The sequence below is a fragment of the Paenarthrobacter sp. 10L412 genome (genome assembly GCF_056395565.1).
Window position 1 is genome coordinate 181972 of sequence record NZ_JBFTJT010000007.1, and the last position, 25980, is coordinate 207951.

General features: G+C 60.5%; 16 protein-coding genes and 1 pseudogene. 12 read left to right on the plus strand and 5 right to left on the minus strand.

Features of this window, described 5'->3' with window-relative positions; all coding sequences use genetic code 11:
- Nucleotides 1-90 precede the first annotated feature (90 nt).
- The 6 genes from mtrB to secA all read left to right on the plus strand — a co-directional run bounded on the left by mtrB (nt 91) and on the right by secA (nt 9683).
- Nucleotides 91-1869 carry an MtrAB system histidine kinase MtrB gene (gene mtrB / locus AC1DD7_RS11150; RefSeq protein ID WP_477515178.1) on the plus strand — a complete coding sequence of 593 codons (1779 nt, stop codon included), beginning with the start codon at nt 91-93 and terminating at the stop codon, nt 1867-1869.
- Complete coding sequence (locus tag AC1DD7_RS11155) at nt 1866-3584, plus strand: LpqB family beta-propeller domain-containing protein (RefSeq protein ID WP_477515016.1); 1719 nt, start codon at nt 1866-1868, stop codon at nt 3582-3584. The genes mtrB and AC1DD7_RS11155 overlap by 4 nt, the downstream gene beginning before the upstream one ends.
- 877 nt (nt 3585-4461) lie before the next feature.
- Entirely contained in the window at nt 4462-4710 is a 249-nt protein-coding gene (locus AC1DD7_RS11160) for a phosphoribosyltransferase family protein (protein ID WP_477515179.1), read from the plus strand.
- Between the two features lie 143 nt (nt 4711-4853).
- On the plus strand, nt 4854-5582 hold the full coding sequence (gene hpf / locus AC1DD7_RS11165) for a ribosome hibernation-promoting factor, HPF/YfiA family (RefSeq protein ID WP_431115718.1): 729 nt from the start codon (nt 4854-4856) through the stop codon (nt 5580-5582).
- A 27-nt stretch (nt 5583-5609) separates the two neighbouring features.
- On the plus strand, nt 5610-6899 hold the full coding sequence (locus AC1DD7_RS11170) for a winged helix-turn-helix domain-containing protein (protein WP_477515017.1): 1290 nt from the start codon (nt 5610-5612) through the stop codon (nt 6897-6899).
- 42 nt (nt 6900-6941) lie between these two features.
- Entirely contained in the window at nt 6942-9683 is a 2742-nt protein-coding gene (secA, locus tag AC1DD7_RS11175) for a preprotein translocase subunit SecA (protein ID WP_477515018.1), read from the plus strand.
- 129 nt (nt 9684-9812) lie between these two features.
- Here the strand turns inward: secA and AC1DD7_RS11180 are convergent, their stop codons facing one another.
- Together AC1DD7_RS11180 and AC1DD7_RS11185 are read right to left on the minus strand one after the other, a co-directional pair.
- Nucleotides 9813-10235, minus strand: a complete 423-nt coding sequence (locus tag AC1DD7_RS11180; RefSeq protein WP_477515019.1) for an Rv3235 family protein — start codon at nt 10233-10235, stop codon at nt 9813-9815.
- 161 nt (nt 10236-10396) lie between these two features.
- A complete protein-coding gene (locus tag AC1DD7_RS11185) occupies nt 10397-11191 on the minus strand; it encodes a LysM peptidoglycan-binding domain-containing protein (protein WP_477515020.1) in 795 nt (264 codons plus the stop codon).
- A gap of 145 nt (nt 11192-11336) precedes the next feature.
- On the opposite strand from AC1DD7_RS11185, the gene AC1DD7_RS11190 reads away from it, so the two are divergent.
- Nucleotides 11337-11906: a hypothetical protein gene (locus AC1DD7_RS11190; RefSeq protein WP_477515021.1), complete on the plus strand. Its 570-nt coding sequence runs from the start codon at nt 11337-11339 to the stop codon at nt 11904-11906.
- Between the two features lie 27 nt (nt 11907-11933).
- Here the strand turns inward: AC1DD7_RS11190 and AC1DD7_RS11195 are convergent, their stop codons facing one another.
- Nucleotides 11934-12149, minus strand: a complete 216-nt coding sequence (locus AC1DD7_RS11195; protein WP_477515022.1) for a helix-turn-helix domain-containing protein — start codon at nt 12147-12149, stop codon at nt 11934-11936.
- Nucleotides 12150-12305: 156 nt separating this feature from the next.
- Between AC1DD7_RS11195 and AC1DD7_RS11200 the strand changes: the two genes are divergently transcribed.
- From AC1DD7_RS11200 to AC1DD7_RS11215, 4 genes are read left to right on the plus strand one after another with little or no spacing between them, the layout of a single operon-like run.
- Entirely contained in the window at nt 12306-12950 is a 645-nt protein-coding gene (locus AC1DD7_RS11200; RefSeq protein WP_477515023.1) for an SAF domain-containing protein, read from the plus strand.
- Nucleotides 12947-14251, plus strand: a complete 1305-nt coding sequence (locus AC1DD7_RS11205) for a CpaE/TadZ family protein (protein WP_477515024.1) — start codon at nt 12947-12949, stop codon at nt 14249-14251. Before AC1DD7_RS11200 ends, AC1DD7_RS11205 begins: the two co-directional genes overlap by 4 nt.
- Before the next feature lie 57 nt (nt 14252-14308).
- Nucleotides 14309-19165, plus strand: coding sequence for an NAD-glutamate dehydrogenase (locus tag AC1DD7_RS11210; protein ID WP_477515025.1), 4857 nt, complete (start codon nt 14309-14311; stop codon nt 19163-19165).
- A 32-nt stretch (nt 19166-19197) separates the two neighbouring features.
- A complete protein-coding gene (locus AC1DD7_RS11215) occupies nt 19198-20667 on the plus strand; it encodes a sensor histidine kinase (RefSeq protein WP_216924023.1) in 1470 nt (489 codons plus the stop codon).
- A 108-nt stretch (nt 20668-20775) separates the two neighbouring features.
- On the opposite strand, the pseudogene AC1DD7_RS11220 reads toward AC1DD7_RS11215, so the two are convergent.
- Nucleotides 20776-20931 (minus strand): annotated as a pseudogene (locus tag AC1DD7_RS11220) (WhiB family transcriptional regulator); the annotation flags it as partial.
- Between the two features lie 302 nt (nt 20932-21233).
- On the opposite strand from AC1DD7_RS11220, the gene AC1DD7_RS11225 reads away from it, so the two are divergent.
- Nucleotides 21234-21680, plus strand: a complete 447-nt coding sequence (locus AC1DD7_RS11225) for a hypothetical protein (protein WP_477515026.1) — start codon at nt 21234-21236, stop codon at nt 21678-21680.
- Here AC1DD7_RS11225 and AC1DD7_RS11230 read toward each other — a convergent pair.
- Complete coding sequence (locus tag AC1DD7_RS11230) at nt 21677-25849, minus strand: FtsK/SpoIIIE domain-containing protein (protein ID WP_477515027.1); 4173 nt, start codon at nt 25847-25849, stop codon at nt 21677-21679. The two genes, AC1DD7_RS11225 and AC1DD7_RS11230, sit on opposite strands and share 4 nt — an antisense overlap.
- Nucleotides 25850-25980 lie beyond the last annotated feature (131 nt).

A 25980-nucleotide genomic window follows, 5' to 3' on the forward strand; every position in this document is an offset into this window, starting at 1 on the left:
ACTGACCAGCAGCAGAACGCGGAGCCCTCGGGGTCCGGGAGTTCACCCGCCGCCCCCAGCGATCCAGTACGAAGGAACCTTCCCTGGCTGATGTGGCGCGCCCGGATATGGACGCGACGTGGCCTGATTCTGGTTCTCAGGGTTTCCCGCCTCGTCGCGATCGGTGTCCGGCAGATACGGCCGGGTCTTCGCTTCCTCTGGCGTTCTTTGCTGAGGCGGTGGCGGCGGTCATTGGAGTTCAGGACCGTGCTGACGACGCTCCTGCTTGCCGTAACGTCTTTTGCGATCGTCGGAGCATACCTTTCCAACCAGATCGCCAATAACCTGTTCCAGGAAAGGCTGGCCCAGGCGGAGTCGGAATCCCGCTACAACGTAAAACAGGTTCAGGACACCTTCGACGGCGCACAGGTTACTGATCAATCAAGCGTCATCACGTTGGTCTATGACACGTTAACCGCCGTAGAGGGCCGGGGCTCGGTGATCCAGCGGCGGTACGTCTTCGAAGCCGTGCCGGAACAGACCAAACCCCGTAACCGCTGGGTAGAGTCGCGCGCCTCGGACCAGCTCACCGTCCGCGTCATCCCGCCGGAATTGCGAAAGGCTGTCCAGGAAGGCGGGAAGCAACAGTTCTGGGCCTCCATGCAGTTCCCGGTTGGAAACGAGGACCGCCCCGGTATTGCCGTCGGAAACAAAGTGACCTTTAACGGCACTGCCTATGAGTTGTATTTGATTTATGACCTGAACACGGCACAGAAGACCCTGGACGAAATCCAGAACGTGCTGTGGGCCGGTGGTGCGGCGCTCGTGCTCATGATTGGTGCCATCGCATGGTACGTCACGCGCAATGTCGTCAGCCCTGTGAGCCATGCTGCCGTGGTGTCGGAAAAGCTGGCTGCGGGCCAACTCCAAGAGCGCATGGTGGTCAAAGGTGAGGATGAAGTAGCCAGGCTTGGTGCTTCGTTCAACCATATGGCGGCCAGCCTGCAGGAGCAGATCACCCAGTTGGCCACGTTGTCCCAAATGCAGCAAAGATTCGTCTCGGATGTCTCGCACGAACTTCGCACCCCCTTGACCACCGTTCGCATGGCGGCGGAGGTCCTTTACGACGCCCGTGAAGACTTCGATCCTATGAACAAACGCTCGGCCGAACTCCTCTATCACCAGGTGGAGCGGTTCCAGTCCTTGTTGTCGGATCTGCTGGAAATTTCACGCTTCGATGCTGGTGCTGCCGTCTTGGACGCCGAACCCCAGGACATATTCCAAGTGGTCTCGCACGTCATGGAGGGCGCAGCACCCGTAGCTGCCGAATACGGCTCTGAGGTCCGCCTGAACGCCCGTCAGAAGAGCATCATTGTCGAAATGGACTCCCGCAGGATCGACCGGATCCTGCGAAACCTGCTCCTCAACGCCCTCGAGCACGGCGAAGGAAAGCCGATCCACATTTCTGTGGCAGCAAACCATGACGCCGTGGCCGTGGCCGTGCGGGACCACGGTATTGGAATGAGCCAAGCGGAAGCTGCCCGGGTTTTCGACCGCTTCTGGCGGGCCGACCCGGCACGCGCCCGAACTACCGGTGGCAGCGGTCTGGGCTTGTCCATCGCCGCCGAAGACACCAAGCTCCACAACGGCTGGCTTCAGGCATGGGGTCGCAAAGGGGCGGGCTCAAACTTCCGGTTGACATTGCCGCTCAAGCAGGGCGGAACCATCCTCAAATCGCCCCTTCAGTTGGAACCTGCGGACATCGACTTGCCCGGAGCCGGCAGCGAACGCCAGATGCTTGTCCTGGGTGCGGGTTTTGGCACCACAGACGGCAAATCCGACGTCGGAACGCCTCCTTCGGGTGACGACGGAAAGGGCGATGCATCATGAGGACCCTTTGCACCGCACGCAGGCGGGCTTTTGTTGCCGTGCTGGCGGCGCTCATGGTCTTGCTGGCTTCGTGCGCCCAGATTCCCCGGTCCGGACCAGTGGGAAAAAGCCAGGATGAGGGAGCGGGAAACCCCAACGCCCCTGTGTTCTTCCCCGCAGCACCACGCGCAGGCTCCACACCTGAAGCCGTCATTGAGGATTTCTACATGGCTGGCAGCGGTTATGAGGACGACTATCCCGTAGCGCGGCAATATTTGACCCAAGCCCAGGCCGTAACGTGGAAGCCGGATAAGCGGGCCATCGTTTTCCGCGGGGCCCACGTGGTCAAGACAGCCGTGGAAAATGAATACCTCTACGAGGTCGACCTTGCCTACACGGTGGATGCGGACGGAATAGCCACGCAGTTCCCACCGGGGACCAAGGAGACCATCCCCGTCTCGCTGGAGAAAGTGGAGGGGGAGTGGCGGATCTCCAAGGTTCCGGATGGCACTGCGATTCCGGAAGAGACGTTCAAAGTCATCTACGGCGCCTTCCCCATCTACTTCTATGACCCGACGTTCACGTATGCGGTGCCGGACTACCGATGGTTCATCAAGAAGAAGACTGTCAAATCCATGACCAGCGCCCTGCTTGCTGGGCCTGCGCCCTACTTGCGTGGGGCAGTGGTGAGCGCCTTTCCCTCCGGGATGAAGTTGGCCCGGGAATCTGTCCCTGTCGTTTCAGGAGCAGCCCAAGTGGATTTGTCGGCCAAGGAACTGTTCGATGCATCGGCAGAAGACCGCCAACGCATGCAGAACCAGCTGGCACTAACCTTCAGGGGGCAACCGGACGTCATTAACGTCCAGCTTCGCGCCGACCAGGACCTGGTCCGGGTCGAGGACAACGGGACTGTTCTGCCGCCGGTTGTGGACAAGAATGTGCCTGCCCGCCAGATTGCCGTCAATAACGGTGACTTGGTCCGCTATGAGAACAATCGCGTTTCACCATTGCCTGACATTCAGTCGGTTGCAGGGCTCGGCCCCCATTCACCCGCCGAGTCGCCTGTATCCCAAACCGTTGCCTTCCTCAACGGTGACAAAACCACCTTGTACTCCATCGAGCCGGGGCAACCGGCCCGCCAGCTGACCACCCGAAGCACGTTGACCGGGCCTTCGTTCAGTCCTCATGATTGGGTTTGGACGGCGGGACCAGGTGCCACCGGAAATACTGAGGTTGTGGCTTTCAAGCCCACGGGCGTTGCCCCCGGCATGGCTGTACCCACGGCGACAATTTCTCCCACGTGGCTGTCCGGACGGATTGTCAAGGATTTCCGGATTTCGCGCGAAGGTACCCGCGCGCTGGTGATATCCGAGGCGAACGGTAAATCAGTGGTTCAGGTGACGGGCATCGTCCGGACTGCAGACGGCGCGCCGAAGGATCTTACGGCTCCGATCACTCTTTTCACGTCCACCTCGCCTGACCAGGGAGTGTGGGTCAACGGATCCACCGTTGCCGTCATGGCCAGTTCGGCTACGGCTACCGTGGTTCCGGAGTTGCTCTCGCTTACCTCGGGGGAGCCACAGCAGCTGGCGCCGTGGGACGGCCTCATGAGCCTGAGCGCAGGTAACGGGTCAGAACAGATCTACGGCCAGTCCACAGCGGGAATTTTCCAACGTGTCGGAAATGGTTGGGAGCTTCAGCTCAAGGGCCCAACGGAGCCGGCCTTCCCTGGCTGACCCGGAGCACCCTGGAGGCGCTGCCCCAACCAAGCGATGGTTGTTCACATAGCGGGCCGTGGGGCTGTTGCCGGAACAAAAAGTGCCTAAGGCTACCAGCATGATTGTTTCCGTGAACAACCTCCCGTCTGCCGTCAAGGGTCCTCGATCTGCCCAACGCATCGGGCGTCGGCTTGACCCCGATGTTGGCGCCCCGGACCTCTCAGGACCCCGACGACGCGGCAAGGACAGGAGCCTGCTTGGGCGCCTGATTGCCCACATGCAAGCGGCATTGATGGAGTTGGTTGCACTCCTGGTTCCCGTTGAGTGTGTCTGCTGCGGTGTGGAAGACACCGTCTTGTGCAGGCATTGTGCCAAGCGTGTGCGTCAGCTTTGCAGGAAGCCCTTCAGGGCCGAACAAGAATCGCCTGCGCTCGTCGATGTTGATGGCACTGTAAAGCTGGGCGTGGTGGCCGCGGGTCCCTATAGGGATGAACTTTCGCAGTCCCTGTTGTCGTTCAAGAGCTTCGGCCAGTGGCGACTGGCTGAGGTGTTGGCGCCTTGCCTCGGAAACGCGGTTCGGCTGGCCATTGGTGACCAGCCAGAGTTTTGCGTTGTTCCTGTTCCCAGCAGCGGCAAGGCCTTCCGAAGCCGGGGTTTCAGCCCCGTACACGTTCTGCTCCGCTGCATGAAGAGACGAGGCATGTTGTCCCGGTACCCGGGTTTTAACGCTCTTGAGAAGACCGGGAGTCTCCTGGAAAACCAGTGGCTGTCCGCAACGTGCAAAGACCTGATCGGATATGGCGTCAGGGCCATCCTTGGCACGGAGAGGAGAGATGGTTCCACCGGCCAAAAAGGACTCGGCAGGGGTGAGCGTGCCAGGCGTGTCCGGGGTTCCATGAGGGTTCGCCCCCGTTACAGGGAAAAGATCCGCGGGCAAAGATGCCTGATTGTGGACGATGTTCTCACCACTGGAGCCACCCTTGCGGAGGCTGCCCGGGCTGTTTCTGCGGCCGGAGGGATAGTCTGCGGCGCCGTTGTTCTCGCGGCCACGAGGCCACCAGCCTACGCCTCGCACACCACCGGAGACGAGCCCCATGGTGGGGTTAAGACGCAAACAAAAAATAAGTGGCCAAAGGGTGAATAACTCGTGCCGATGAACTAACGTCGGTTGTGGGTACCAAGAACAGATGTACCTGTCGATAGCGGCTCGGAAAGGGGCTCGACTGTCCGTCAGACCAGCCCCCTACAGCGTCGTTGTCGTGTCACCTGAGTTATTTGGAGGGCACCATGGAGTTCATGATCAGCGGACGAAATCTGACAGTTTCTGACCGCTTTCGCGAATATGCCGGCGAGAAAATCTCAAAGATTGAATCGCTGGGGGACAAAGTCCAGCGAGTCGACGCCAAGGTTTCCAAGGAGACCAACCCCCGGCAAACGCCGGGACAGCTCACCGTTGAAGTGACAGTCCTGGGCCGAGGCCCTGTTATCCGTGCCGAGGCCACAGCCGCTGACAAATTTGCTGCCTTCGATCTTGCGTACAACAAGCTGCTTGAGCGGTTGCGTCGCGCAAAGGACCGGAAGAAGGTGCACCATGGGCGACACACGCCCAAGGCCGTTCGGGAAGCAACGGCCTCCCTTGAGCCCGCGAGTGCCAGCGAGCCAATTTACGTAGAGGCCAACAGCCACCAGGAGCCTGCACCGCAGGCCGATGAGCGGTCGCCCTACGAGATCGAGAACGACATTCCAGCGGGAGATTCACCCGTTTTGATCCGTCGTAAGGTTTTCCCTGCAGCATCCCTCACGCTCGATGATGCAGTGGACAACATGGAACTGGTGGGACACAACTTCTACCTGTTCCTGGATAAGGAAACCAATGCGCCCTCGGTTGTGTACCGGCGCAGTGGCTGGACTTATGGTGTCATAACCCTGGACTCCACCTGCGAGCCCGGCGAGGAAGCCGTGGAGGAGAAGATCCACGCGTACCGCTCGGATGACCAGGCGGCCACCGCCAAGTAAGGCTTGATCGCACGTGAAAGGACTTCAATGACCGCTTCGCTGAGCCTGTCACAGGCACGGCGGATCGCATTGGCAGCCCAAGGATTGGCGAAAGTCCGGCCCGCCGGCCCCGTGACCCTACGGGCGGTGGGCCGGACTTTTGCCCAGATCCAGCTTGTCCAGATCGACTCCGTGAATGTGCTGGCCCGGAGCCACTATCTGCCATTCTTTTCCCGTCTGGGAAACTATGATCCGGCAATCCTTCACTCCATGGCAGGCCGAAAACCACGCAAAATGATGGAGTACTGGGCTCACGAGGCCAGCTATATCCGTCCGGAGCATTTTCCCGACCTGCTTCTCTGGCAAAAGCGGGCGTGGGTGGGAGCGCATCACTTGGAGCCCGCGGTGCGGATCGCCATGGAGGAACGAATCCTCGCAGCCCTGGAGGCCGGACCGCCGATGACGGCGTCTGCCTTGACTGCACATCTTGGGCACACCCAGGACGCCGAAAGCGGAAATTGGGGCTGGAACTGGAACACCGTGAAGCGCGTTCTGGAGCATCTGTTTGAAGAAGGCCGCGTTTCGGCGGCTTCGCGGACACCCCAATTCGAACGTCTCTACACACTTACTTCCAGGGTTCTGCCGGGCTCGGTAGACGGCGGGTCGGATTCCGATGCTGCCCTTGACCGGCTCATGGATACAGCCGCCATGGCCCACGGGATCGGAACGGTCCGGTGTTTTTCCGACTATTTTCGGACCCCGCTGAAGGCTGGGGAGGCATCGGTGCAGCGCCTTCTCCAGGCAGGCCGGCTGGAGCGCGTCTCCGTTCGCGGCTGGGACCGGGAAACCTACCGGCACATTGAGGCCAGATTGCCACGCAGGGCCGAAGGCCGAGCGCTGCTGAGCCCTTTTGACTCGCTGGTCTTCGAGCGGCGCCGCTTGGAAGAGTTGTTCGGATTCCACTATCGGATAGAGATCTACACCCCGGCTGCCAAGCGCCGTTTCGGCTACTATGTTTTGCCCTTCCTGCTCAGGGAAGGCATCGTGGCTCGGGTCGATTTGAAGGCAGACAGGGCCGCAGGCCAACTCTTGGTTCGGTCCGCCTTTGGTGAGCCAGGAGCGCCACCCGATACCGCCGTCGAGCTTTCCGCCGAATTGTGGCTCATGGCCCAGTGGCTCGGCCTTCAGGAAGTTGTTGTGTGGCCGGTGGGGGATCTCTCGGGTCCACTCTCCGAGGCAGTGGCCTGGGGACCCATCGGGCCTCGTGAACCAGATGGGCAAAGCAGTCCGCTCACAGGGGAACCGGATAACGTGGCGATACTCTCTCCCGTAGACTGAAACAGCCAGAATTCGGCAGCATGAGACTGGGAGCAATTTCACGTGGCATCACTAATCGAAAAACTTCTCCGCACGGGTGACAAGAAAACACTCAGGCAACTGCGGAACTATGCCGATTCCATCAATGCCCTGGAAGACTCTTTCAAGACGTTCTCTGACGCTGAACTTCGGGAGGAAACGGACCGTCTGCGCTCCCGGCACCAGGACGGCGAGACCCTGGACGCTCTCCTGCCGGAGGCATTTGCAGCAGTCCGCGAGGCTTCATCCCGAACGCTGGGCATGCGGCACTTTGACGTCCAGCTCATGGGTGGCGCCGCCCTCCATCTGGGCAACATCGCCGAGATGAAAACCGGTGAAGGCAAGACCCTCGTGGCAACTGCGCCGGCATACCTCAATGCCCTTACGGGCAAGGGCGTCCACGTTGTCACAGTGAATGATTACCTTGCCGAATACCAGTCCGAGCTCATGGGACGCGTCTACCGCTTCCTTGGCCTCACAAACGGCTGCATCCTCTCCAACCAGGATCCGTCGGTGCGTCGGCAGCAGTACGCCGCAGACATCACCTACGGGACAAACAACGAATTTGGCTTCGACTATTTGCGCGACAACATGGCCTGGGACGCCAGTGAACTCGTTCAGCGGGGCCACAACTTCGCCATTGTGGATGAAGTTGACTCGATTCTGATCGATGAAGCGCGAACCCCCCTCATCATCTCGGGTCCGGCCCAAGGCGACACAAACCGCTGGTACAGCGAATTCGCGAAGGTCGTACTCCGGCTTCAGCCGGATGTTGACTACGAAGTCGACGAGAAGAAGCGGACTGTTGGTGTCCTGGAAGCCGGAATTGAAAAGGTGGAAGACTACCTCGGTATCCAGAACCTGTACGAATCGGCCAACACCCCACTCATTGGTTTCCTGAACAACGCCATCAAGGCGAAGGAACTCTTCAAGCGCGATAAGGACTACGTCATCCTCGACGGCGAGGTCCTGATTGTTGACGAGCACACAGGCCGTATCCTCGCCGGGCGACGATATAACGAAGGCATGCACCAGGCCATCGAGGCCAAGGAAAACGTCGAGATCAAGGCCGAAAACCAGACCCTGGCAACGGTAACGCTGCAGAACTACTTCCGCATGTATTCCAAGCTGTCCGGCATGACGGGTACGGCCGAGACCGAGGCAGCCGAGTTCATGAGCACGTACAAACTCGGAGTTGTGCCCATCCCCACCAACCGGGACATGCAGCGCATCGACCAATCGGACCTCGTCTACAAGAACGAGATCGTCAAGTTTGACGCCGTCGTCAAAGACATCGCGGAACGCCACGAAAAGGGCCAGCCCGTACTGGTTGGCACCACCAGCGTTGAGAAGAGCGAATATCTCTCCAAGCTGCTGGCAAAAGAAGGAATCCGCCACGAGGTCCTGAACGCCAAGAACCACGCACGGGAAGCCTCGATCGTGGCTCAGGCCGGACGTAAGGGTGCCGTCACAGTGGCAACCAATATGGCAGGCCGTGGTACCGACATCATGCTTGGTGGCAACGCCGAATTCACTGCTATCGCAGACCTCGCCAAGAGGGGCCTCGACCCGGAGGAGAACTCGGAAGAGTACGAAGCAGCATGGCCCGAGGCACTCGCAGCGGCCAAGCAAGCGGTTAAGGACGAGCACGAGGAAGTACTGGACCTTGGCGGCCTCTACGTGCTGGGCACCGAGCGCCACGAGTCCCGCCGGATTGATAATCAGTTGCGGGGCCGCTCCGGACGTCAGGGCGATCCCGGGGAGTCCCGTTTCTACCTTTCACTGACCGATGACCTCATGAGGCTGTTCAATTCCGGTGCTGCCGAGCGGCTCATGAACAGTTCTGTGCCCGACGACGTCGCGCTGGAATCAAAGCTTGTTTCCCGTGCCATTGCCTCGGCTCAAGGGCAGGTGGAAGCCCGCAACGCGGAGCAGCGCAAGAACGTCCTCAAGTACGACGACGTCTTGAACCGCCAGCGTGAAGCGATCTACGGGGACCGTCGTCGGATCCTGGAAGGCGATGACCTCCACGAAAAAGTTCAGTTCTTCCTGGAAGACACCATCAACGCCCTTATTGAAGCCGCCACGGCAGAAGGCAACGGCGATGACTGGGACTTCAACCAGCTCTGGTCCAACCTGAAGACGCTTTACCCTGCCACCGTAACTGCCCAGGAAATCATCGATGAAGCCGGCGGTAAGTCCAGGGTCACTGCCGAATTCCTTAAGGAAGAGATCCTCTCTGACGCGCGGCTTGTGTACCAGGCCCGTGAAGAGGCCATTGGCTCTGAAAGTATGCGCGAGCTGGAGCGCCGGGTGGTTCTGTCGGTGCTTGGGCGTAAATGGCAAGAACACTTGTACGAGATGGACTACCTCAAAGAGGGCATCGGCCTGCGGGCCATGGCCCAACGCGATCCGCTGGTGGAGTACCAGCGCGAAGGCTTCGTGATGTTCCAAAGCATGATGGAAGCCATTCGCGAGGAAAGCATTGGCTTCCTCTACAACCTTGAAGTTGAGGTGACCCCCGCCGAAGATGTCGTTGTTGCCGACGATACTGCGGCAGGTGCACACACCGAGCACCACGATCCCCAGATCCGCGCTTCCGGTCTGGAGACACCCGAAAAGCCTGCGCAATTGCAGTACACAGCCCCAGGCGAGGACGGTGCGAGCCAGACCCGCATCGAAGGTCGCTCCTCGGGCCGATCCGGTAATCCTGCCAAGGCAGCCACCCAGGAGCAGCGCAAAACTGCCAAGAAGAAGCGACGCTGATCTAGTCCTCTTGAGAAAAGACCCCGGACACAAGTCCGGGGTCTTTTTTCGTAGATCCGCCGACTCCTGGTCGAGGCAACCTGCTTGGCTCACGGGTGCCTAATCACGCGTGCCTAGCCAACCAGGTGCCTAGCCAATCTCCAGTGCGGTGACCTGCCACGTCCCGTCGGAGTGTTCCAACCTCATGGCAATAGCGCGCGAGCGATGCTCCTCAGAGACGACGATGCTGACCTCGTAGATGGAGTCTGAAATCGCGCAAGCCCGGACGGAGCGGACCATTGGGCTTCTGTGAACCTGTAGCGAGCCGCGGGTACGTGCAGCGTGTTCGCGGGTAAGGGCGGCCCGATGCTGGAGCGAAAGAAAGCATTGCGCATCGAGGGATCTGGACAGCTGGACAACGGACCTTGTCCCGGCAAGTACCTCGACTGCAGCTTGGGCGATGCTTCGCGCCACTAACCTTACGTCAAGGGTAGAAGCATCGGCTCCGGCATTCGTTGCGGGACGTTTGGTTCTTTGGCGGTCTGCGTGGCGGCGTGCAGTTACAACAGTCATGGTCAATCCTCATGAGTTCACTCTGTGAGCCGTTGCGCGGGCATCGCTTGGCTCAGGTTGCTACGTCTGGGATGACAATGGGACTGGTCTTACGTCTTGAACGAGTGCCCCTGAGTGGGTGTCGTCCATTACAGTCGGATTCCTTACGGGCGGCGAGGACCTTAGCCCGGCGTTGGGGGCTGCAGTACTTGCCCCGGGCGCAGGGTCGCAGGGTCGTTGCCAATGATCCTTCGGTTGGCTGAATACCAGCTCGGCCAATGGAGAGCGATGTCAACGTCTGTCGCGAAGGGTCCAAGGTTGTCTGCGGCAATGGACCACAGCGTGTCACCCGGCTTGACGACAACGCTCGCCTCAGCGGGGTGTTCAAACGTTATCTCCCGAGAGCCTGGGCGCGACAGGAAGCCGGGCTCCACCATGGGAGGGCGTGGCTGCCAGGCAGGCCCTCGCCGGCTTGCCTCGTGGCTTTCTTCGGTGCTTAGTGCTGGAGCCATTCCCACAGTGGGCAGGAGTCCTTGTGCGCCAGCTGATGGATGCCACGCTGCCGTGCCTGAGGCGCCACTGGCACTGGCTTGCCATTGAGGTTCGGGCGTTGCGGCGGCCTGTGCGGCCTGAATTCCAAGGAAATTCAGGCTTAGCAGGGCAAACGCCAGCCTTAGCATGAAACCTGGACTGAACTTGGCGATGGCGTTGGCGCTGCCGCTCCTTCCCGCGCCATGCAGAACCGCAGCCCAAGCTGCGAGGCAAAGTGAGAGGATCCACCAAGACACAATGGCAATTCCCGAGGCACTGGATGCAAGGGCGAGGAGGTGGTCGAACGTACTTCTCTGCCCGTGGGCCGCATCCACCTGCCACTGCCCCACTAGACTCTGCCCAACGATGACCAGCAAAAGTCCCAGCGCGAGGAGCACGGCGGCCAAGGCGGCATCGTGGCGGATCCTTGAGGGATCGCTGCTCATTCTTACCCTTTCGGCTCTTTAATGCTGTTTGATGTCATTTGATACTGTTTGCCAATTCTGAGCACAGTCGAAGGGCTTTGTCCAATCATGACGGGAAAATCCAATTGCAGTTGGCGCCACGCGCTACGGGCCCTATTGTGACGATATGAGATGGGACTCTCTTTTTGAAGATCTGGAAGCGCAGTTTTCTGCTGAGCGCGCCTTGGTCCGTGAATCGGAAATATCCGAACGTGTGCGGGTCGAGCTTGCCGGCCTGGACCTCGCGGACAGGCTTCGGGGCGTCGCCGGAGCTGAGATCACTTTGGTGCTGAACAGCGGTATTTCTCTCCAGGGGACCCTGGGCCACATTGGTGGGGACTGGTTTGTGTTGATCGACAACGGACGGCAATGGCTCATTCCATGCGCCTCGGTAAGTCATTACGACGGACTGGGAAGATTGGCCAGGAAACCTGTTTCCCAGGTTCAAAGTTCGCTAAGGCTTGCCAGCGCACTCCGGGGGCTCTCCCGAGACAGGGCGCCGGTGACAGTGGTCCTGTCTACCGGTCGGGGCGGAGACCACAGGCTCCATGGCGTCATCGACAGGGTGGGACGGGACCATTTCGATTTTGCCGATACGCGGGGCGAGGTGCGGCGGGGCAGTGCAGTCGCTGCGGTGAGGACTATTCCCTTTACATCACTTGCGGCCCTGTGCTCAAGCGGGAACCAAGGACTCTAGCCGTTCATAGGCCTGTAGCCGTCAACGCTAACTCGACTTGGACTTGGCCTCTTCAATCATGCGGCTGGCCTCGGCATACCGCTCCTCGATGTATTGCTCCAACATCTTTTCCTCGATGCGCCATTGCCCGCGTCCTCCGACCTGAATGGCTTTCAACTCACCGCTGCGTACCAGGGAATAGGCCTGCGGCGAATTTATTTGCAGTTGTTCGGCGACGTCCGCCAGAGTCAGGAATCGGGGCATGCGACTATTTTGGCACCTGTTGGCACCGTTTGGCACAGTTATCCACAATTTCCCATGATTTGGAGTTCTTGACTTTGGCTTGCGCCGGGTCACGGCAACAATGAAGAGGCGGCGCGGGTAACCATGCCATGAAACTTCAATGGGGGAGCAGGAAAAATGGATCCGAGTACAGGCGTCGCTGGCAACAGGTTGAAGAAGCCGTCTTGGAAGGATCCACGGCTACTGGTGGGAGTGCTGCTCATGCTGGTATCCGTCGCCGGAGTCATCTCAGTTGTCAGTACCGCTGATCGGACCACGCAGGTTTATGCCGCACGGGAGGGTATTGCGGTTGGCCAAACCGTGGGGCCCGAGGACCTGGCCGTCGTCCAGGTTCGCTTGGACGACGTCGAGTCCGGCTACGTAACCGTGGAAGGCGGAATTGCCCAGGGCAAGGTGGCGCTACAGAGAATTGAAAAGGACCAACTCGTTCCACGGAAGAGCCTCGGGCAGGCTGACGTCCTGAACCGCAAGCCTGTGGCCATATCAATGGATGAGTCACTTCCAGCGCAGGCAGTTCCCGGGGCGAAGGTGGACGTCTGGGTCGCCATGCCTGGCTCGCAAAACGCTTTTGAAGAACCACAGCTATTGCTGCCCGGCGCCGAAATCGCAGAGGTAACAGCGGGTTCCGGTGCTCTCGGTGCCTCAAAGACAACGGTCGTGCTGGTGCTGGTCACGGACAAGCAGATGCCCAAGCTGCTGGGTGCCAAGGCCAACGCCGCCAAGGTATCTGTTGTTTGGAACCCCGCGGGCATTAGTCAATGAGCATCCCGGTCATAACTGTTGGCCAGGCACAGGAAGCGGTGGTTGGCGGGCTGGAGCGCTTGCATGGCCCCGTCACGGTGGTCCGCCGGTGTTCAGAGCTTGCGGAGTTGATGGCTGCCTGCCAAAGCGGCCTTGCCCTGGCGGCAGTCGTTGCCGAAGGCTGCGAAGAACTAACCGCTACATTGGTGGATCGGCTGGCTGCTGTAGGTGTGTCCATTCTTGCCCTGACTATGGACCCGGTGGAAGTCTCGAGGCTCACCGCCATTGGTGTAGTAACAGCGTCCACCGATATTGACCCCGCTGCCCTTGCCGTGAGGATTTCCGATGCAGTGGGTCGCCACGGTGGGCCCGTCGGCGCCCGCAAGTTTCCAGACGCCGGCTTCGCAGGCTCATCTGCGGGATTCCAGGTGGCGCCGGAAACGCGAGAACCCGAAGCGGCCGGCTCAGGGAGGGTGATAGCAGTGTGGGGACCAACAGGAGCGCCGGGAAGAACTCTGGTTGCGGTCAACATGGCTGCCGAGTTGGCGGCCGAAGGCAAGTCCGTGATTCTTGTGGATGCTGACAGCTACGGTGCGAGCGTGTCGGCCATGCTGGGGCTGTTGGAGGAGTCGGCCGGCCTCGCCCAGGCCTGCAGGCTCGCTGACCAAGGATTGCTGGATTCGGAGGCACTGGACCGGGCTGCTACGCCTGTCTTCACCAAGAGTGGTGGATTTCGAGTGCTCACTGGAACCACAAGGGCGGACCGCTGGACTGAACTGAGGGCCTCTGCGCTCTCGCTTGTCCTTGAAAGGGCCAAACAGGTGGCCGAGGTAGTTGTCGTGGATACCGGTTTCTGCCTGGAAGCAGACGAGGAGCTGAGCTTTGACACTATGGCGCCACGCCGCAATGGCGCTACCCTGCGCAGCTTGGAGCTGGCAGACGAGGTTTTTGCCGTGGGGGCTGCGGACGCGATCGGCGTCCCACGGTTGGTCCGTGGCCTGGCCGAGCTCGAAGCTGCGGTTCCACAGGCAGCGCCACGCGTGCTCCTCAATAAGGTAAAACGGGCGTCGGCGGGCCGTTCGCCCAGGCAGCAGTTATCCGAGGCCTGGGAGCGCTTCGGGCCTGGCCATGGCGTTGATGCCTACTTACCTGCAGACGCGGAAGCGTGCGATGCCGCGCTGTTATCGGGGTCTGTCTTGTTGGAATCATCACCCGACTCTCCCTTGCGTAAAGCCATTGCGGGGTTGGTATGTGCACCTATCCAGCAAAATCAGAAATCCCTTGGCCGATCTTCCAGAGCCTTCGGTCTGCTTAAGCGCTAGGCTCGCCATGTGGGCTGCAGAGTCGCAGCAATCAACATGTGATGGAGGCGTTTGTAGATGTCGTCAGGATCCAGCGTGGAGGATCGGTCCGATGCAGCAGTTGTCCGTGAGGGGTTCTTCGGTGACTACTATGAGCATCTCGCAGAGGAGGACTCCCGGGCGTATGCGCCTGAGCTGCTGATTTCGCGGGCAAGCACACATAGGAAAGTTGCTCAGTCCCGGCGACCTGGAAATGCCATTGTGGAAATCGGCGTCGAGGCTGACCGAAACGTTGTCTACATCGTTACTGATGACATGCCGTTCCTCGTTGATTCCGTTAACGCCGAACTCGTTCGCCAAAACTGCGCCATCCGGCTGGTGATGCACCCGCTGTTCGTGGTTACCCGCGACCGTGTCTCGGGCGAACTCAGCAACGTTTCCAGGGTCCCGTCAAATATCGGCATCTCCAGTGGCGACACCGCGGCACTGCCCAGCGTCGCCCACCTGCTCGGCGACAACGACAACTCGTCGCACATGGAGTCTTGGATCGCCGTCGAAATTGACCGCGTAAGCGAGGAAGCCCGCGCAGAATTGGTTGCCGGCCTTCAACGTGTCCTCGGGGATGTTCGCGCGGCCGTTGAAGACTGGTCGAAAATGCGCAGCAAGGCACTGGAACTTGCAGAAGCGCTTGGAAGCGTCTCGCACCCTGAGCAGATTGCCGAACTCAGGCAGGCGCAGGACCTTTTGCGCTGGCTGGATGACGGCAACTTCACCTTCCTTGGGTACCGCGAATACGACCTCGTGAACGAAAACGGCGAGGACGTCCTGGAGCTTCGTGAGGACAGCGGACTTGGCTTGCTCCGCGCCGGCGACAACACCCGGCAGATCCAGCACCTCACCGACGCCGGCCGCAAGCGCGCCCGTGAAAAGCGGGCACTGGTGATCACAAAGGCCAACTCCCGCTCAACCGTCCACCGTCCGGCGTACCTGGACTACATCGGAGTCAAGAGCTTCGACGCAGCGGGGAACGTCAATGGTGAGCGGCGCTTTATCGGGCTTTTCGCCACAAGCGCCTACACCGGATCGGTCCGCAACATTCCCATTGTCCGGGACAAGGTCGATGCGGTGTTGCGTAACGCAGGCTTCCCCATGGATTCACACTCGGGCAAGGACCTCCTGGGCATCCTGGAAACATACCCCCGCGACGAACTGTTCCAGATCGAAATCCCGGACCTTGCGGCCACGGCCACCGGGATCCAGCGACTCCAGGAACGGCGCCGGACCAAGCTTTTCCTGCGCCCCGACATTTACGGACGTTTCATGTCCGCAGTCGTATACCTGCCGCGTGACCGGTACACCACGAGTGTCCGGCTCCGTATTGAGCAGGAACTACGCGAGACCTTCCAAGCTGAGAGCATTGACTACGAAGCCAGGATCACGGAGTCGGCCCTTGCGCGCGTCTTCTTCAGGATCAGGCTGCCTCGCACCGCGGAACTTGCCGATGTCAACGTAGAAGAACTCGAACACCGGCTGATGCGTGCCTCCAGGTCCTGGAGCGAAGGCATCGCCGAGGTACTTCGGGAGAACCGTCCCGCGGAGAGCGCTGACGTACTGTCCGCCTTGTGGGCTGAAGCGTTCCCTCCCGGTTACCGCGTCGACTACGAGGTTGAAGACGCGCTGGAGGACATCGAACGGTTTGAAAAGTATGGCGCCCAGGCCGAACGGGCAGGGGAAGCGAGCAAGGAACTCCGCCCCGGCGTGCACGTGTACCTTCCCGAAGGTGCCGGTGACGCATTGGAGGAGGATGCTCGGGTCAAGCTCTACTTAATGGAGCCCAAGAGCCTGAGCCAGATCCTTCCCTACTTCCACAACCTTGGCCTCGAAGTCCTGGACGAACGGCCCTTCGAAATCGAAACCGCTGACCACCGCGACTTTTTCCTGTATGACCTTGGGCTGAAGTACCCGGCTGGCATAGACCCGCTCGCCACCGGAGATCTCCTGGCTGACTCATTTGGTGCTGCAGTCACAGGGGCCGTCGAGTCTGACAACTTTGACCGCCTTGTGCTCCGCGAAGGCATGCACTGGCGCCAAGTGGTGGTCCTCCGGGCCTACGCCAAGTACATGCGCCAGATGGGCAATACCAACTCCTTTGGGTTCATCGCCGATACCCTCTTGGCCAATCCGGATGTTGCACGGGGTCTGACCGTCCTGTTTGCCGCCCGCTTTGATCCCAGCGTCGAGGAAAGCAAGCGTCCCCAGCAGCAAGGTGCCGCAAGAGCTGCCCTGGCAGAAGCTATCGAGCAAGTCGCCACCTTGGACGCGGACCGCGTGCTTCGGACCTTCGTCAACCTCATTGAGTCCACGTTGCGCACCAACTTCTTCCAAAACAAGGGATACCTGAGCTTCAAGCTGGATCCCACCACCATCGATGGTCTGCCGTTCCCGCGCCCCATGTTCGAAATCTGGGTTTACTCTCCGCGGGTGGAGGGCGTCCACCTCCGCTTTGGCAAGGTGGCGCGTGGTGGTCTTCGCTGGTCCGATCGCAGGGAGGACTTCCGTACTGAAATCCTGGGCCTGGTGAAGGCGCAGACCGTGAAGAACGCGGTGATCGTACCCACCGGCGCCAAGGGTGGCTTCTTCGCGAAGAAGCTGCCCAACCCCGCAGTTGACCGCGCCGCCTGGATGGCCGAGGGGGTTGAAAGCTATAAGACCTTCATTCGCGGCTTGTTGGACATCACTGACAACCTCGTTACCACAGCGGAGGGCGAACGGCTTGTGCCGCCGTCGGACGTTGTTCGCCATGACGGCGATGATTCCTATCTGGTGGTGGCAGCCGACAAGGGAACCGCGACGTTCTCAGACACAGCCAACGGATTGGCTGCCGAATATGGATTCTGGCTTGGCGACGCCTTCGCATCAGGCGGATCCGTAGGCTATGACCACAAGGCCATGGGTATCACCGCCCGCGGCGCCTGGGAGTCAGTGAAGAGGCACTTCAGTGAACTCGACCTCGACACCCAGACCGAAGAGTTCAGCGTCGTCGGCGTGGGCGACATGTCAGGTGACGTTTTCGGCAACGGCATGTTGCTTTCGCGCCACATCCGGCTCGTGGCGGCATTTGACCATCGTCATATCTTCCTGGATCCCAACCCGGACACGGCCGCATCGTACGCGGAGAGGCAGAGGCTCTTTGAGCTCCCGCGGTCTTCGTGGGATGACTATGATCGGACCCTCATCAGCGAAGGGGGTGGCGTCTACCCACGTCAAGCCAAGACAATCCCCGTGTCGGACCAAGTACGAAAGGCCCTGGGGTTGCCGGACGGAACAACCCAGCTGAGCCCTCCCGAATTGCTTCGGGCAATCCTGCTTGCCCCGGCGGACCTTCTGTACAACGGTGGCATCGGCACCTACGTCAAGGCCAGCACGGAGACACATGCTGCTGTAGGGGACAAAGCCAATGACGCCATCCGCGTGGACGGCAAGGACCTGCGCGTCAAGGTAGTCGGTGAAGGCGGCAACCTGGGGTTGACCCAGCGTGGACGTATTGAAGCCGCATTGCAGGGTGTCATCCTCAATACGGATGCGATTGATAACTCAGCGGGCGTTGACTGCTCCGACCACGAGGTCAATATCAAGATCTTCGTTGACCGTATGGTGGCGGCCGGGAAGCTTGAGGCCACAGAACGCGCAGCATTCCTGGCTGATATGACCGAGGAAGTCGGCCGCCTGGTCCTGCAGGACAACATCGACCAAAACATCCTGCTCCTTAACGACCGCACCCGGGTTGCGGACTGGAGCCCCAGCTACGAGCGCCTGATGGACTGGCTGGAAAAATCAGCCGACCTCAAGCGTGACCTGGAGGCACTGCCCACTACCGAAACATTGCGCCAGCGCCTGGAACAGGGACAGGGTCTGACGTCTCCCGAGCTGTCTGTCCTGGCTGCTTACGCGAAGATCGAGTTGGCGGGTGCCCTCCGGGACAGCAACCTGGCCGACGACCCCTGGTTCAAGGAGACGATCCGGGCCTACTTCCCGAAACAGTTGCGGGAGAGGTTCGACGCCGAACTGGACACCCACCCGCTGCGGCGCGAAATCATCGCTACGGTGGTGGCCAACGACATCATCAACCTCGGTGGCATCACGTTCGCCTTCCGGGCGATCGAAGAAACGTCGGCCAACGAGGTAGCGGTAGCCAAGGCATTCGTGGCGTTGCGTGAAATCTACGATCTCGATCCGATGGTTGAGGAATTGAATGCCCTTCCGGCATCGTTCCCCACCGAGCACTGGAGCGAAGTCCACCTGGATGTCCGCCGACTCCTGGACCGCGCAGTCCGGTGGGTGCTCGGGCAGGGCATGGCGTCCCGCCCGATTGCCGACGTCGTGAAGTCGTTCAAGCCCATGATGGCGCCTCTTCGGGCCAAATTGCTGGACTACCTGCGTGGCGATGACAAAGTTCGGATCAGCGGCTGGCTGGAAAAGGCGCGTGGCTGGGAGTTGCCGGATCACCTGGCGCACAGGTGGGCGGAGCTGTTCGAGAGCTATGCTTTGCTGGACATCGCAAGGATTGCCCAGACCGGGACCAACAGCGTCGAGGAAGTGGCGCATGTCTACTACACGGTATTCAACCGCTTCCACGTGGACTCGCTGCTGGAACGGATCAGCGCACTGCCCCGAGACGACCGCTGGCAGGCACTTGCCCGTGCGGCGCTCCGGGACGACCTCTACTCAACCGTCGCAGATATGACGACGTCGGTTCTTGAGTCGAGCACGCCCGGCACCCCCGCAGAGGATCGCCTGAGGACGTGGGAAGGCCTGAACGCCGAACAACTCGGACGGGCGAAGACCATGTTTGATGAGGTCAATTCCCTCGAAGCCGATGACATGGCTTCACTATCGGTAGCATTAAGGCTCTTGAGGTCAATCGTTCGACGCTAAGGGTTGGTCCCAGCGTCGCAAATGGAGGTGCAGTGGCAATCTTTACAGACCCCATCAGGGAACACGCTGATTTCGGGCCTGGAGATGCTGAATGGCTGCACCTCCTGGTAGGCGATTGGCAAATGGTCGCCGACCTGGCGTTTGCGGACCTCGCCTTGTGGTTTCCGCATCCGGAGTTTGGGTACATCGCCCTCGCCCACGTACGTCCGTCGACATCGCATACGGTGTTTCACGCGGACTTCGTGGGTGAGGGCATCCGCTCGGATCTTCGTCCACTCGTGGAAAAGGCCTGGAACAGCCGCTCCATTGAGCGCTCCAGTGAAACGAGTTGGAGCAGCGAGATGGCGCTGCGTGTCGAAGCCGTGCCGATGGTGCGCAACGGCAGGACCCTCGCCGTTGTCACCTCCCATATGGACCTGTCCAGTTCCCGTATGCCATCCAGGCTGGAACTCACGTATCGGCAATGCGCCTACGACCTCCTTCGCATGGGAACTCTCGGGTTGTGGCCTGATTTCGCATCGCCAACCGGATCCCGCAGAGGTGCCCCGCGTGTAGGGGACGGACTCATCCGGCTCGACGCCGAAGGCATTGTGCAGTACGCAAGCCCCAACGGGGTGTCTGCTTTCCGGCGCCTGGGCGAGGTCGAGTCCCTGGAAGGACGTTCCCTCGCTGAAGTGACGGCCGGATTGCTGAAGGATCGGCGCATGGTGGACGAGACACTGCCGTTGGTTGTCACGGGCCGAATGCCATGGCGCAGCGAGATTGAGTCCAGGGGGGTCAGCCTTTCCCTGCGTGCCATTCCTTTGCGCGACGAGCAACATCGCTTTGGTGCCCTTGTTTTGTGCCGCGATGTGTCCGAATTGAGGCGCCGCGAAATGGAGCTGGTCACTAAGGACGCGACGATCCGCGAGATCCACCACCGGGTCAAGAACAATCTCCAGACCGTTGCTGCCCTGCTGCGTATGCAGTCCCGACGGATGGTCAGCGACGAAGCAAAACAGGGACTGGAACAGGCCATGCGGCGCGTGGCTACCATCGCGCTTGTTCACGAGACACTGTCCCAAGGCCTGACTCAAAGCGTCGACTTCGATGAACTCATTGGGCGCCAGTTCAGGCTTTCTGCCGAAGTCGCTTCACCTTCCCAGCAAGTACGCACCGAAAGGTCCGGGATGTTCGGCGAACTGCCCAGCGATTTCGCCACGCCTCTGGCCCTGGTCATCAACGAACTGGTCACGAACGCTGTGGAGCACGGTTTGGAGGGACGGACGGGAACTGTTTGGTTGCTGGCTGACCGTGCAGCGGGAGACGGAAATGACGAGTTCTTGACAGTGACAATTGCCGATGACGGCGTTGGGTTGCCGGACGGCCAATATACGGAAGGCCTGGGTCTGCAGATCGTGCGTACCCTGGTTACAAGTGAGCTTGGGGGATCCATTCAATGGAGCCCACGGGACGGTGGCGGTACCGCCGTCGAAATTGTCCTGAATCTCGCGCGCGCATAGCGCTTCCGGAGGTGGAGGGGTTTAACAGGCGGCTGTCTAAAAGCAGAAGGCCTTATTAAGGCAGAAGACTCCATTAACGCAGAAGGCCGCGGACCAYRTGGTCCGCGGCTCAAGAGCCCACTGAAGGCAAGTGTCCACGACGGGGCACCGGCGGCAAACGCTCTTTGCTTCCTCAATCTGCAGAAGTGCTGGTCCCGTGTTGCCGACTGGGAAAAAGAGCTCCGGGTCCTTGTCGAGGCAGGCTGCGCGATTACGCCAATCCATGCTGATCAGTCACTCCATTCGTGAGAACTAGTTTGAGCCTTTTGTGAAAACATTCACGAGAGGCTCCAAAGGAAAGGGGCCCGCATGGGCCCCCTTGGTCGTCTGAGTCAAGCGTTTCATGTTAACGCCTTGTAAACAAGGGGTATTAGTCGTTGAAATGCCCTGAATCCGTGAGCGATGCATCACATCAGCCGCCAGTGCCCTCACTGCTAGATGACTATGTCCGGTAGTGTGCCAGTGTGTCAAGACCTCCTGTTAACCCGGCCCAACCAAACTCTGGATCAGATGGAAACAACGGTCCAGTGAGACCTTTGCCTGAGGGCCCCATAACTCGAGGGCTGGAATCCGGTGGCAAGAAGCCCCCTGGAATCCTGATTATTTCGATCGTTGTCGTGCTGGAAGCACTGGCCCTCCTGGGTGCTGCGGCTTGGTACGCGTTCGAACTATTGACCGGAGCTCCTGTCCTGACGTTTTGGGGAGCGGTCTTCACCCTGGGCCTCTTATTGGCCTTCTCGGCCTGGCTGTTCGCAGTGGGCCATTTCCTGTTCCGCGGGTACCGATGGACCCGCGCGGCAGCCCTGGTGGCTCAGTTGTTCGTCCTTACCATTGGTTTCCCAACCATGACCGGCGGCTTGGTTCTGCCAGGGTTGGCTATGATTTTGCCTGCCCTGGCCGCGATCGTGTTTCTCTTCCATAAGAGCGTTATCGCATATGCGTCACGAGCGGGAGGGACGCAGGGCGCGCTCTAGCGAATGCTGCCATGACCTCCGATGGCGCTGATGTGCGTCGAGGAGTCGCTAGTGAACGCCACCTGCACCTGGACCACACGGTTTCCCCGGACAATTACACCCCGACCAGCACGCGGTGAGGTTTCTGTTTCCAACCTCACGCCGAGGATGTCGCCGTCCAGGGGAGTCCTCGGAGCCAGAATGAGGCCCATGCCATTGGCCTGGACCTCTCCAGCCAGTGGCAAGCGCTGAAGCAATGCGGGACCCGACGTGGCAGCCATGATCACGCCTCGTGTCCGGCCAACCAGGACGGCGAGAGCTGCCCGCCCCTCCGGATCCAGGAGATCGGCGTCATCGACGCAGAGGATGCTTGCAGGATCCAGCGATCCCGCGGTGGCTGAGCGGGCCACGGTTGCCCAGAAAGCGCCGGCAGCAGTTCCAACTCCCGGGAAGACCCACGGAACCTGGGGATTAAGGGACGTCAGGGATGCCAACACTGAAGTCTTGCCGGAGCCATGGCCCCCAATGACGATGCTGACTCCACACGGCCCAAGGGGAAATGACATGGGAACCGATTCGTCACCCCCAAGGCCGATCCACAAGGGAACGGAGTCCGGGGATATCCCGCTATCCAGGTCTTCAGCTGCAACGCGGTAGTTGCCGGACTGCGCCGATCCCGAGGATGGCCGCGATGGTCTTGGGATAGCTGCCATCGCGACATCGAAATCAGACGTGCTGAGGGATTCGGGGAGGGGCCGGACCCGGAAGGGTGGTTCCGACGAAGGTTGAAGATCAACGAACGGCCAGTCCGTCCCGCTTGGTGCAGTGCGGAAATGAACCACCGTGGCTGCGCCCTGAACAAATCCACCCATGGCAACAGCGCGCCCGGGGACAGACTCGACTTCCGGAAGGCGGGGCCAGTGATAGCGCGATTCCTCCGTGGCGCCTGTTGGGAAAAATGCCCGGTTTGGGATTGCGGAGAAAAAGCGTGAGCTGACGAGTTCGCGTTCGCCGGAGATCAGGACTGTGACGCCAAGGGGCGTCCCGTCCCGGATGATGTCCCTCAAAAGGTCCTCTGCCCACGCGAAACGCCCTGATCGGAGGGCTGCGGCCCAGGAGCACCAGCCAGTAACCACCAGGACCAAACGGGGACTTGTGGACACGTCCTGGCCCTCGGCGCGTCGACGTGCCATTTCTTCCGTGAGCCGCTCAAGGACCCGTACCGCCAATGCCAACTGATGCAGGCCCAAGGTGGCGCCATAGCTGCCGCCTTGGCGGGGCTTTCCGAGCATTCCAGTCGAATCCAGGATGTACAGATGCTGTGGGGTCCCGTGCGCCGCCAGCATCGCCGACGCAGCCTTGAAACTTTCGTGCATTCCACTGGAACTGCTGCCGATCATGGCGAAGTGACCATGGTCGGTGGGTGACCATTGCAGGGCCTCAACTGACTGCTGTTCCGGTCTGTCCACGATTCCCAATGGACCCACGGCGGCCATCGAAGCGCCCGGTACGTCTTCAACATCCTTGCCTGCCACACCGAAAGCGGATAGCTCTTCATTCCATGCAATGGATGCCGGCAACAGTGGGGCTACAGGTTGCCTGGGGTCGGTCCGCCCCAAGGAGCGCCAGACGGTTCGGGTTGCCGAGACCACCGCTTCCGCCCTTGCTTCCGCCTGTGCCGTGGACTTCCCGACCATTGGCTGTATTTGCTGCGGAGGGTGCAAGGCCCCTATGGCCGACTGAACGATTGCTGCCCCCGGGGCCCACCGGCTGACCGTGGCTGGCACAGCAAGGGACGCCGTCTGGAATTCCTCGGGGTTACCGGTGGCCCTCACAAGATACGCCCGCCCAGGGACATCGACTCCGATGGATGCTGCGGCTTTGGAATTGATGATGTCCATCGACTCCGCATCCGACTGAACACGCAGGGCGATGCTTGACGTGACGTTGGCGCGGATGTCGGCGGTCAACGCACCCTGTGGCCTTTGTGTAGCCATGACCAGATGAATGCCCAGGGACCGTCCAATGGCGGCAACGCGCATCAGCTCACGAAGCGCTCCGGGGGCTTCGTCGACCAACATTCGGAACTCATCCACAACAAGAACCAGGTGGGGGATCGCCGCCACTGTAGCAGCAGGTGAACGTTGATATGCAGCCAAGTCTGAAGTCCCAGCGTCCGCGAACAACTCCTCGCGACGTCGGATCTCGCCTCGCAGGGAAGTAAGCACCCGGTCAAGATGATGACTTCCAAGGTCAGTAAGAAGGCCCACGCAGTGCGGAAGCCCAAGTAAAGGGCGTAGTCCGGAGCCGCCCTTGAAATCGACAAACAGGAAGGTCACCTGGTCCGGCGAATGATTCAGCGCCATGGACGCCACGATCGTCCGCAGGAGTTCTGACTTCCCGGCGCCGGTCGTTCCGGCTACCAGGAGATGGGGTCCGTCGACATGGAAGTCAAACGTCAAGGGGCCGTCCTGGCCCTGCCCCAGAATTGCCTGGAGCTCGTTTGGCCCGTTCTCGCCAACCCATCGCCGGAGTATGCCTCGAGGTCCGCCTGGAAGCAGGTCATTCAAAGAGCAGGATCCTGGTATGCCGTCGTCGGCAGGACCTTCCCGATGCGGATTGGACGCCACTGTGCGGCAAAACTGTTCGAAAGCCTTCAGCGGAACCATATCCGGGATGAACTCCTGCCGGCCACCGGGGACCTGCAAAACGGCGGATGTACCAGACTGTCCCATCTCGATGGCCACACCAGTGGGTTCGGCATGGGAGCCGGAATGCCGCAACACCTGCCACGAAGCCTCCAAGGCGGCATCCAGGAGTTTGGTATCGCGGTCATCCCCCGGCGAGTCATCGAGAACGATGAGCCTGCCATTGTTGGTTCCCTTCAACCTTCGAAGAGCTGCCGTTGCGGCCGCATCATTCGTGGCAAGCGTCAGGTACGGCAGGAACCGGGCGCTGAGAGGCAGCCGGCCTATCGGTCCAAGAAAAATGATCGGTGTGGACGATGACCCTGGGAAACTTGCCAGTTGCATGACGATGAAACGGATCAGGGCGTCCACGTGCTCGGCCTGGCCATGCAACGCAACAATCGCGGGGTGCAAGCCCAGCGTCACTGGCATGGCGCCGATTGCTGGTGGACGGAAATGGGGATCTGCAGGGACGAGCCGCACATTGGCCAGCGTAGGCGCCGTACCTAGCCGGACCCACGTTCCGGAGCCGGCGTCCGTACCTTGTCGTGATGCATCAGGCGATCCTGCCCCAGGGACGGGCAATGTCAGAGGTGCCGGAGACTTCAGGACCAAGCCTGCCGCCGGGGCCAAGGTGGCAACGATGATCTCTGCCGCAGACGGCGAACATCGGCGGCGGCGTTCGGCGTCCTGCAGTGCCGCCGTTGCGACGGCAAGCCTGAACTCCCGGCGTCCCTTCCTTCCGCTGATCATCGGAACAAGGAGGCTCAGCGCGGAAACGGCCGTAAACCCAAGGAACATCCACATTCCCGTTGCGAGTGCAAGACCAACGCCTGCTACCAACGGGAGTCCCGCCGCAACCGCAACTGACCACCGGTTCAAAGAGCTCGTCTGACGCTGGACTTCAAGTGGCACTTGAACAGAACGGCCGGCATCGGCATGAATCCCGGCAGTGGAGCTGTTTGACGTAACGATAGTGAAGGTGGTGTTGCCGCAGCGAATTCTCGACGACGATGTCACCGTCTTTTCCCGGACTCGCTCCCCATCAACAAGTACCGAGTTCCGGCTCCCCGTGTCTGTGACGCTCAATGCGGTGCTGGACACCTCCAACACGGCATGCTCACGGGACATCCCCGGATCAGGGATGCGAATGTCGACAGCGCCACGGCCAAGGTGGTGGTAACCGCGCTGGAGTGCAAAGACTGAGCCGGCCCCCGGTCCGGTGTGTGCCAGGAGCAGGAGCGGCGTTGCCGGAGAGTCTGACTTTTCCGCGGAACAGTGTCCGTCCACCAGGACTGCCCCGGCCACGAGTGGCGGGTGTCCGACAGTCAGGGCGGATAGGTCTTCCCCTGCAACTGACAGGGGCCCGACCCCCCGGGCCTCCTGCAATTGCCGCTGGAGTTCTGAGCCCGGCATTCCGCCGAAGGCAGTGATTGTCAGCTCTTCCGGGAGCTCCGGTGAACCGGCTTTCGGGCCGCGTACCAGTGTGCACTCAAAGATCATTTCCCCATTCCTTCCTGGATTCCCGCAGCCGTCCAGAACTGAGGCTATGGAATTTCCGGGCAGGTTGCTGCCCCTTTCCCGGGCTATGTGGACAACTGTTGGCGATACCAGCTGAAGACGCTGGCTTGACG

Coding starts and splice junctions, on each gene's coding strand:
- AC1DD7_RS11195 (WP_477515022.1), bottom strand. CDS start 12,149: ATGCCCCGATTCCTGACTCTGGCGGACGTCGCCGAACAACTGCAAATA.
- AC1DD7_RS11185 (WP_477515020.1), bottom strand. CDS start 11,191: ATGAGCAGCGATCCCTCAAGGATCCGCCACGATGCCGCCTTGGCCGCC.
- mtrB (WP_477515178.1), top strand. CDS start 91: ATGTGGCGCGCCCGGATATGGACGCGACGTGGCCTGATTCTGGTTCTC.
- AC1DD7_RS11170 (WP_477515017.1), top strand. CDS start 5,610: ATGACCGCTTCGCTGAGCCTGTCACAGGCACGGCGGATCGCATTGGCA.
- AC1DD7_RS11155 (WP_477515016.1), top strand. CDS start 1,866: ATGAGGACCCTTTGCACCGCACGCAGGCGGGCTTTTGTTGCCGTGCTG.
- hpf (WP_431115718.1), top strand. CDS start 4,854: ATGGAGTTCATGATCAGCGGACGAAATCTGACAGTTTCTGACCGCTTT.
- AC1DD7_RS11205 (WP_477515024.1), top strand. CDS start 12,947: ATGAGCATCCCGGTCATAACTGTTGGCCAGGCACAGGAAGCGGTGGTT.
- AC1DD7_RS11200 (WP_477515023.1), top strand. CDS start 12,306: ATGGATCCGAGTACAGGCGTCGCTGGCAACAGGTTGAAGAAGCCGTCT.
- AC1DD7_RS11160 (WP_477515179.1), top strand. CDS start 4,462: ATGAGGGTTCGCCCCCGTTACAGGGAAAAGATCCGCGGGCAAAGATGC.
- AC1DD7_RS11180 (WP_477515019.1), bottom strand. CDS start 10,235: ATGACTGTTGTAACTGCACGCCGCCACGCAGACCGCCAAAGAACCAAA.
- AC1DD7_RS11230 (WP_477515027.1), bottom strand. CDS start 25,849: ATGATCTTTGAGTGCACACTGGTACGCGGCCCGAAAGCCGGTTCACCG.
- AC1DD7_RS11190 (WP_477515021.1), top strand. CDS start 11,337: ATGAGATGGGACTCTCTTTTTGAAGATCTGGAAGCGCAGTTTTCTGCT.
- AC1DD7_RS11210 (WP_477515025.1), top strand. CDS start 14,309: ATGTCGTCAGGATCCAGCGTGGAGGATCGGTCCGATGCAGCAGTTGTC.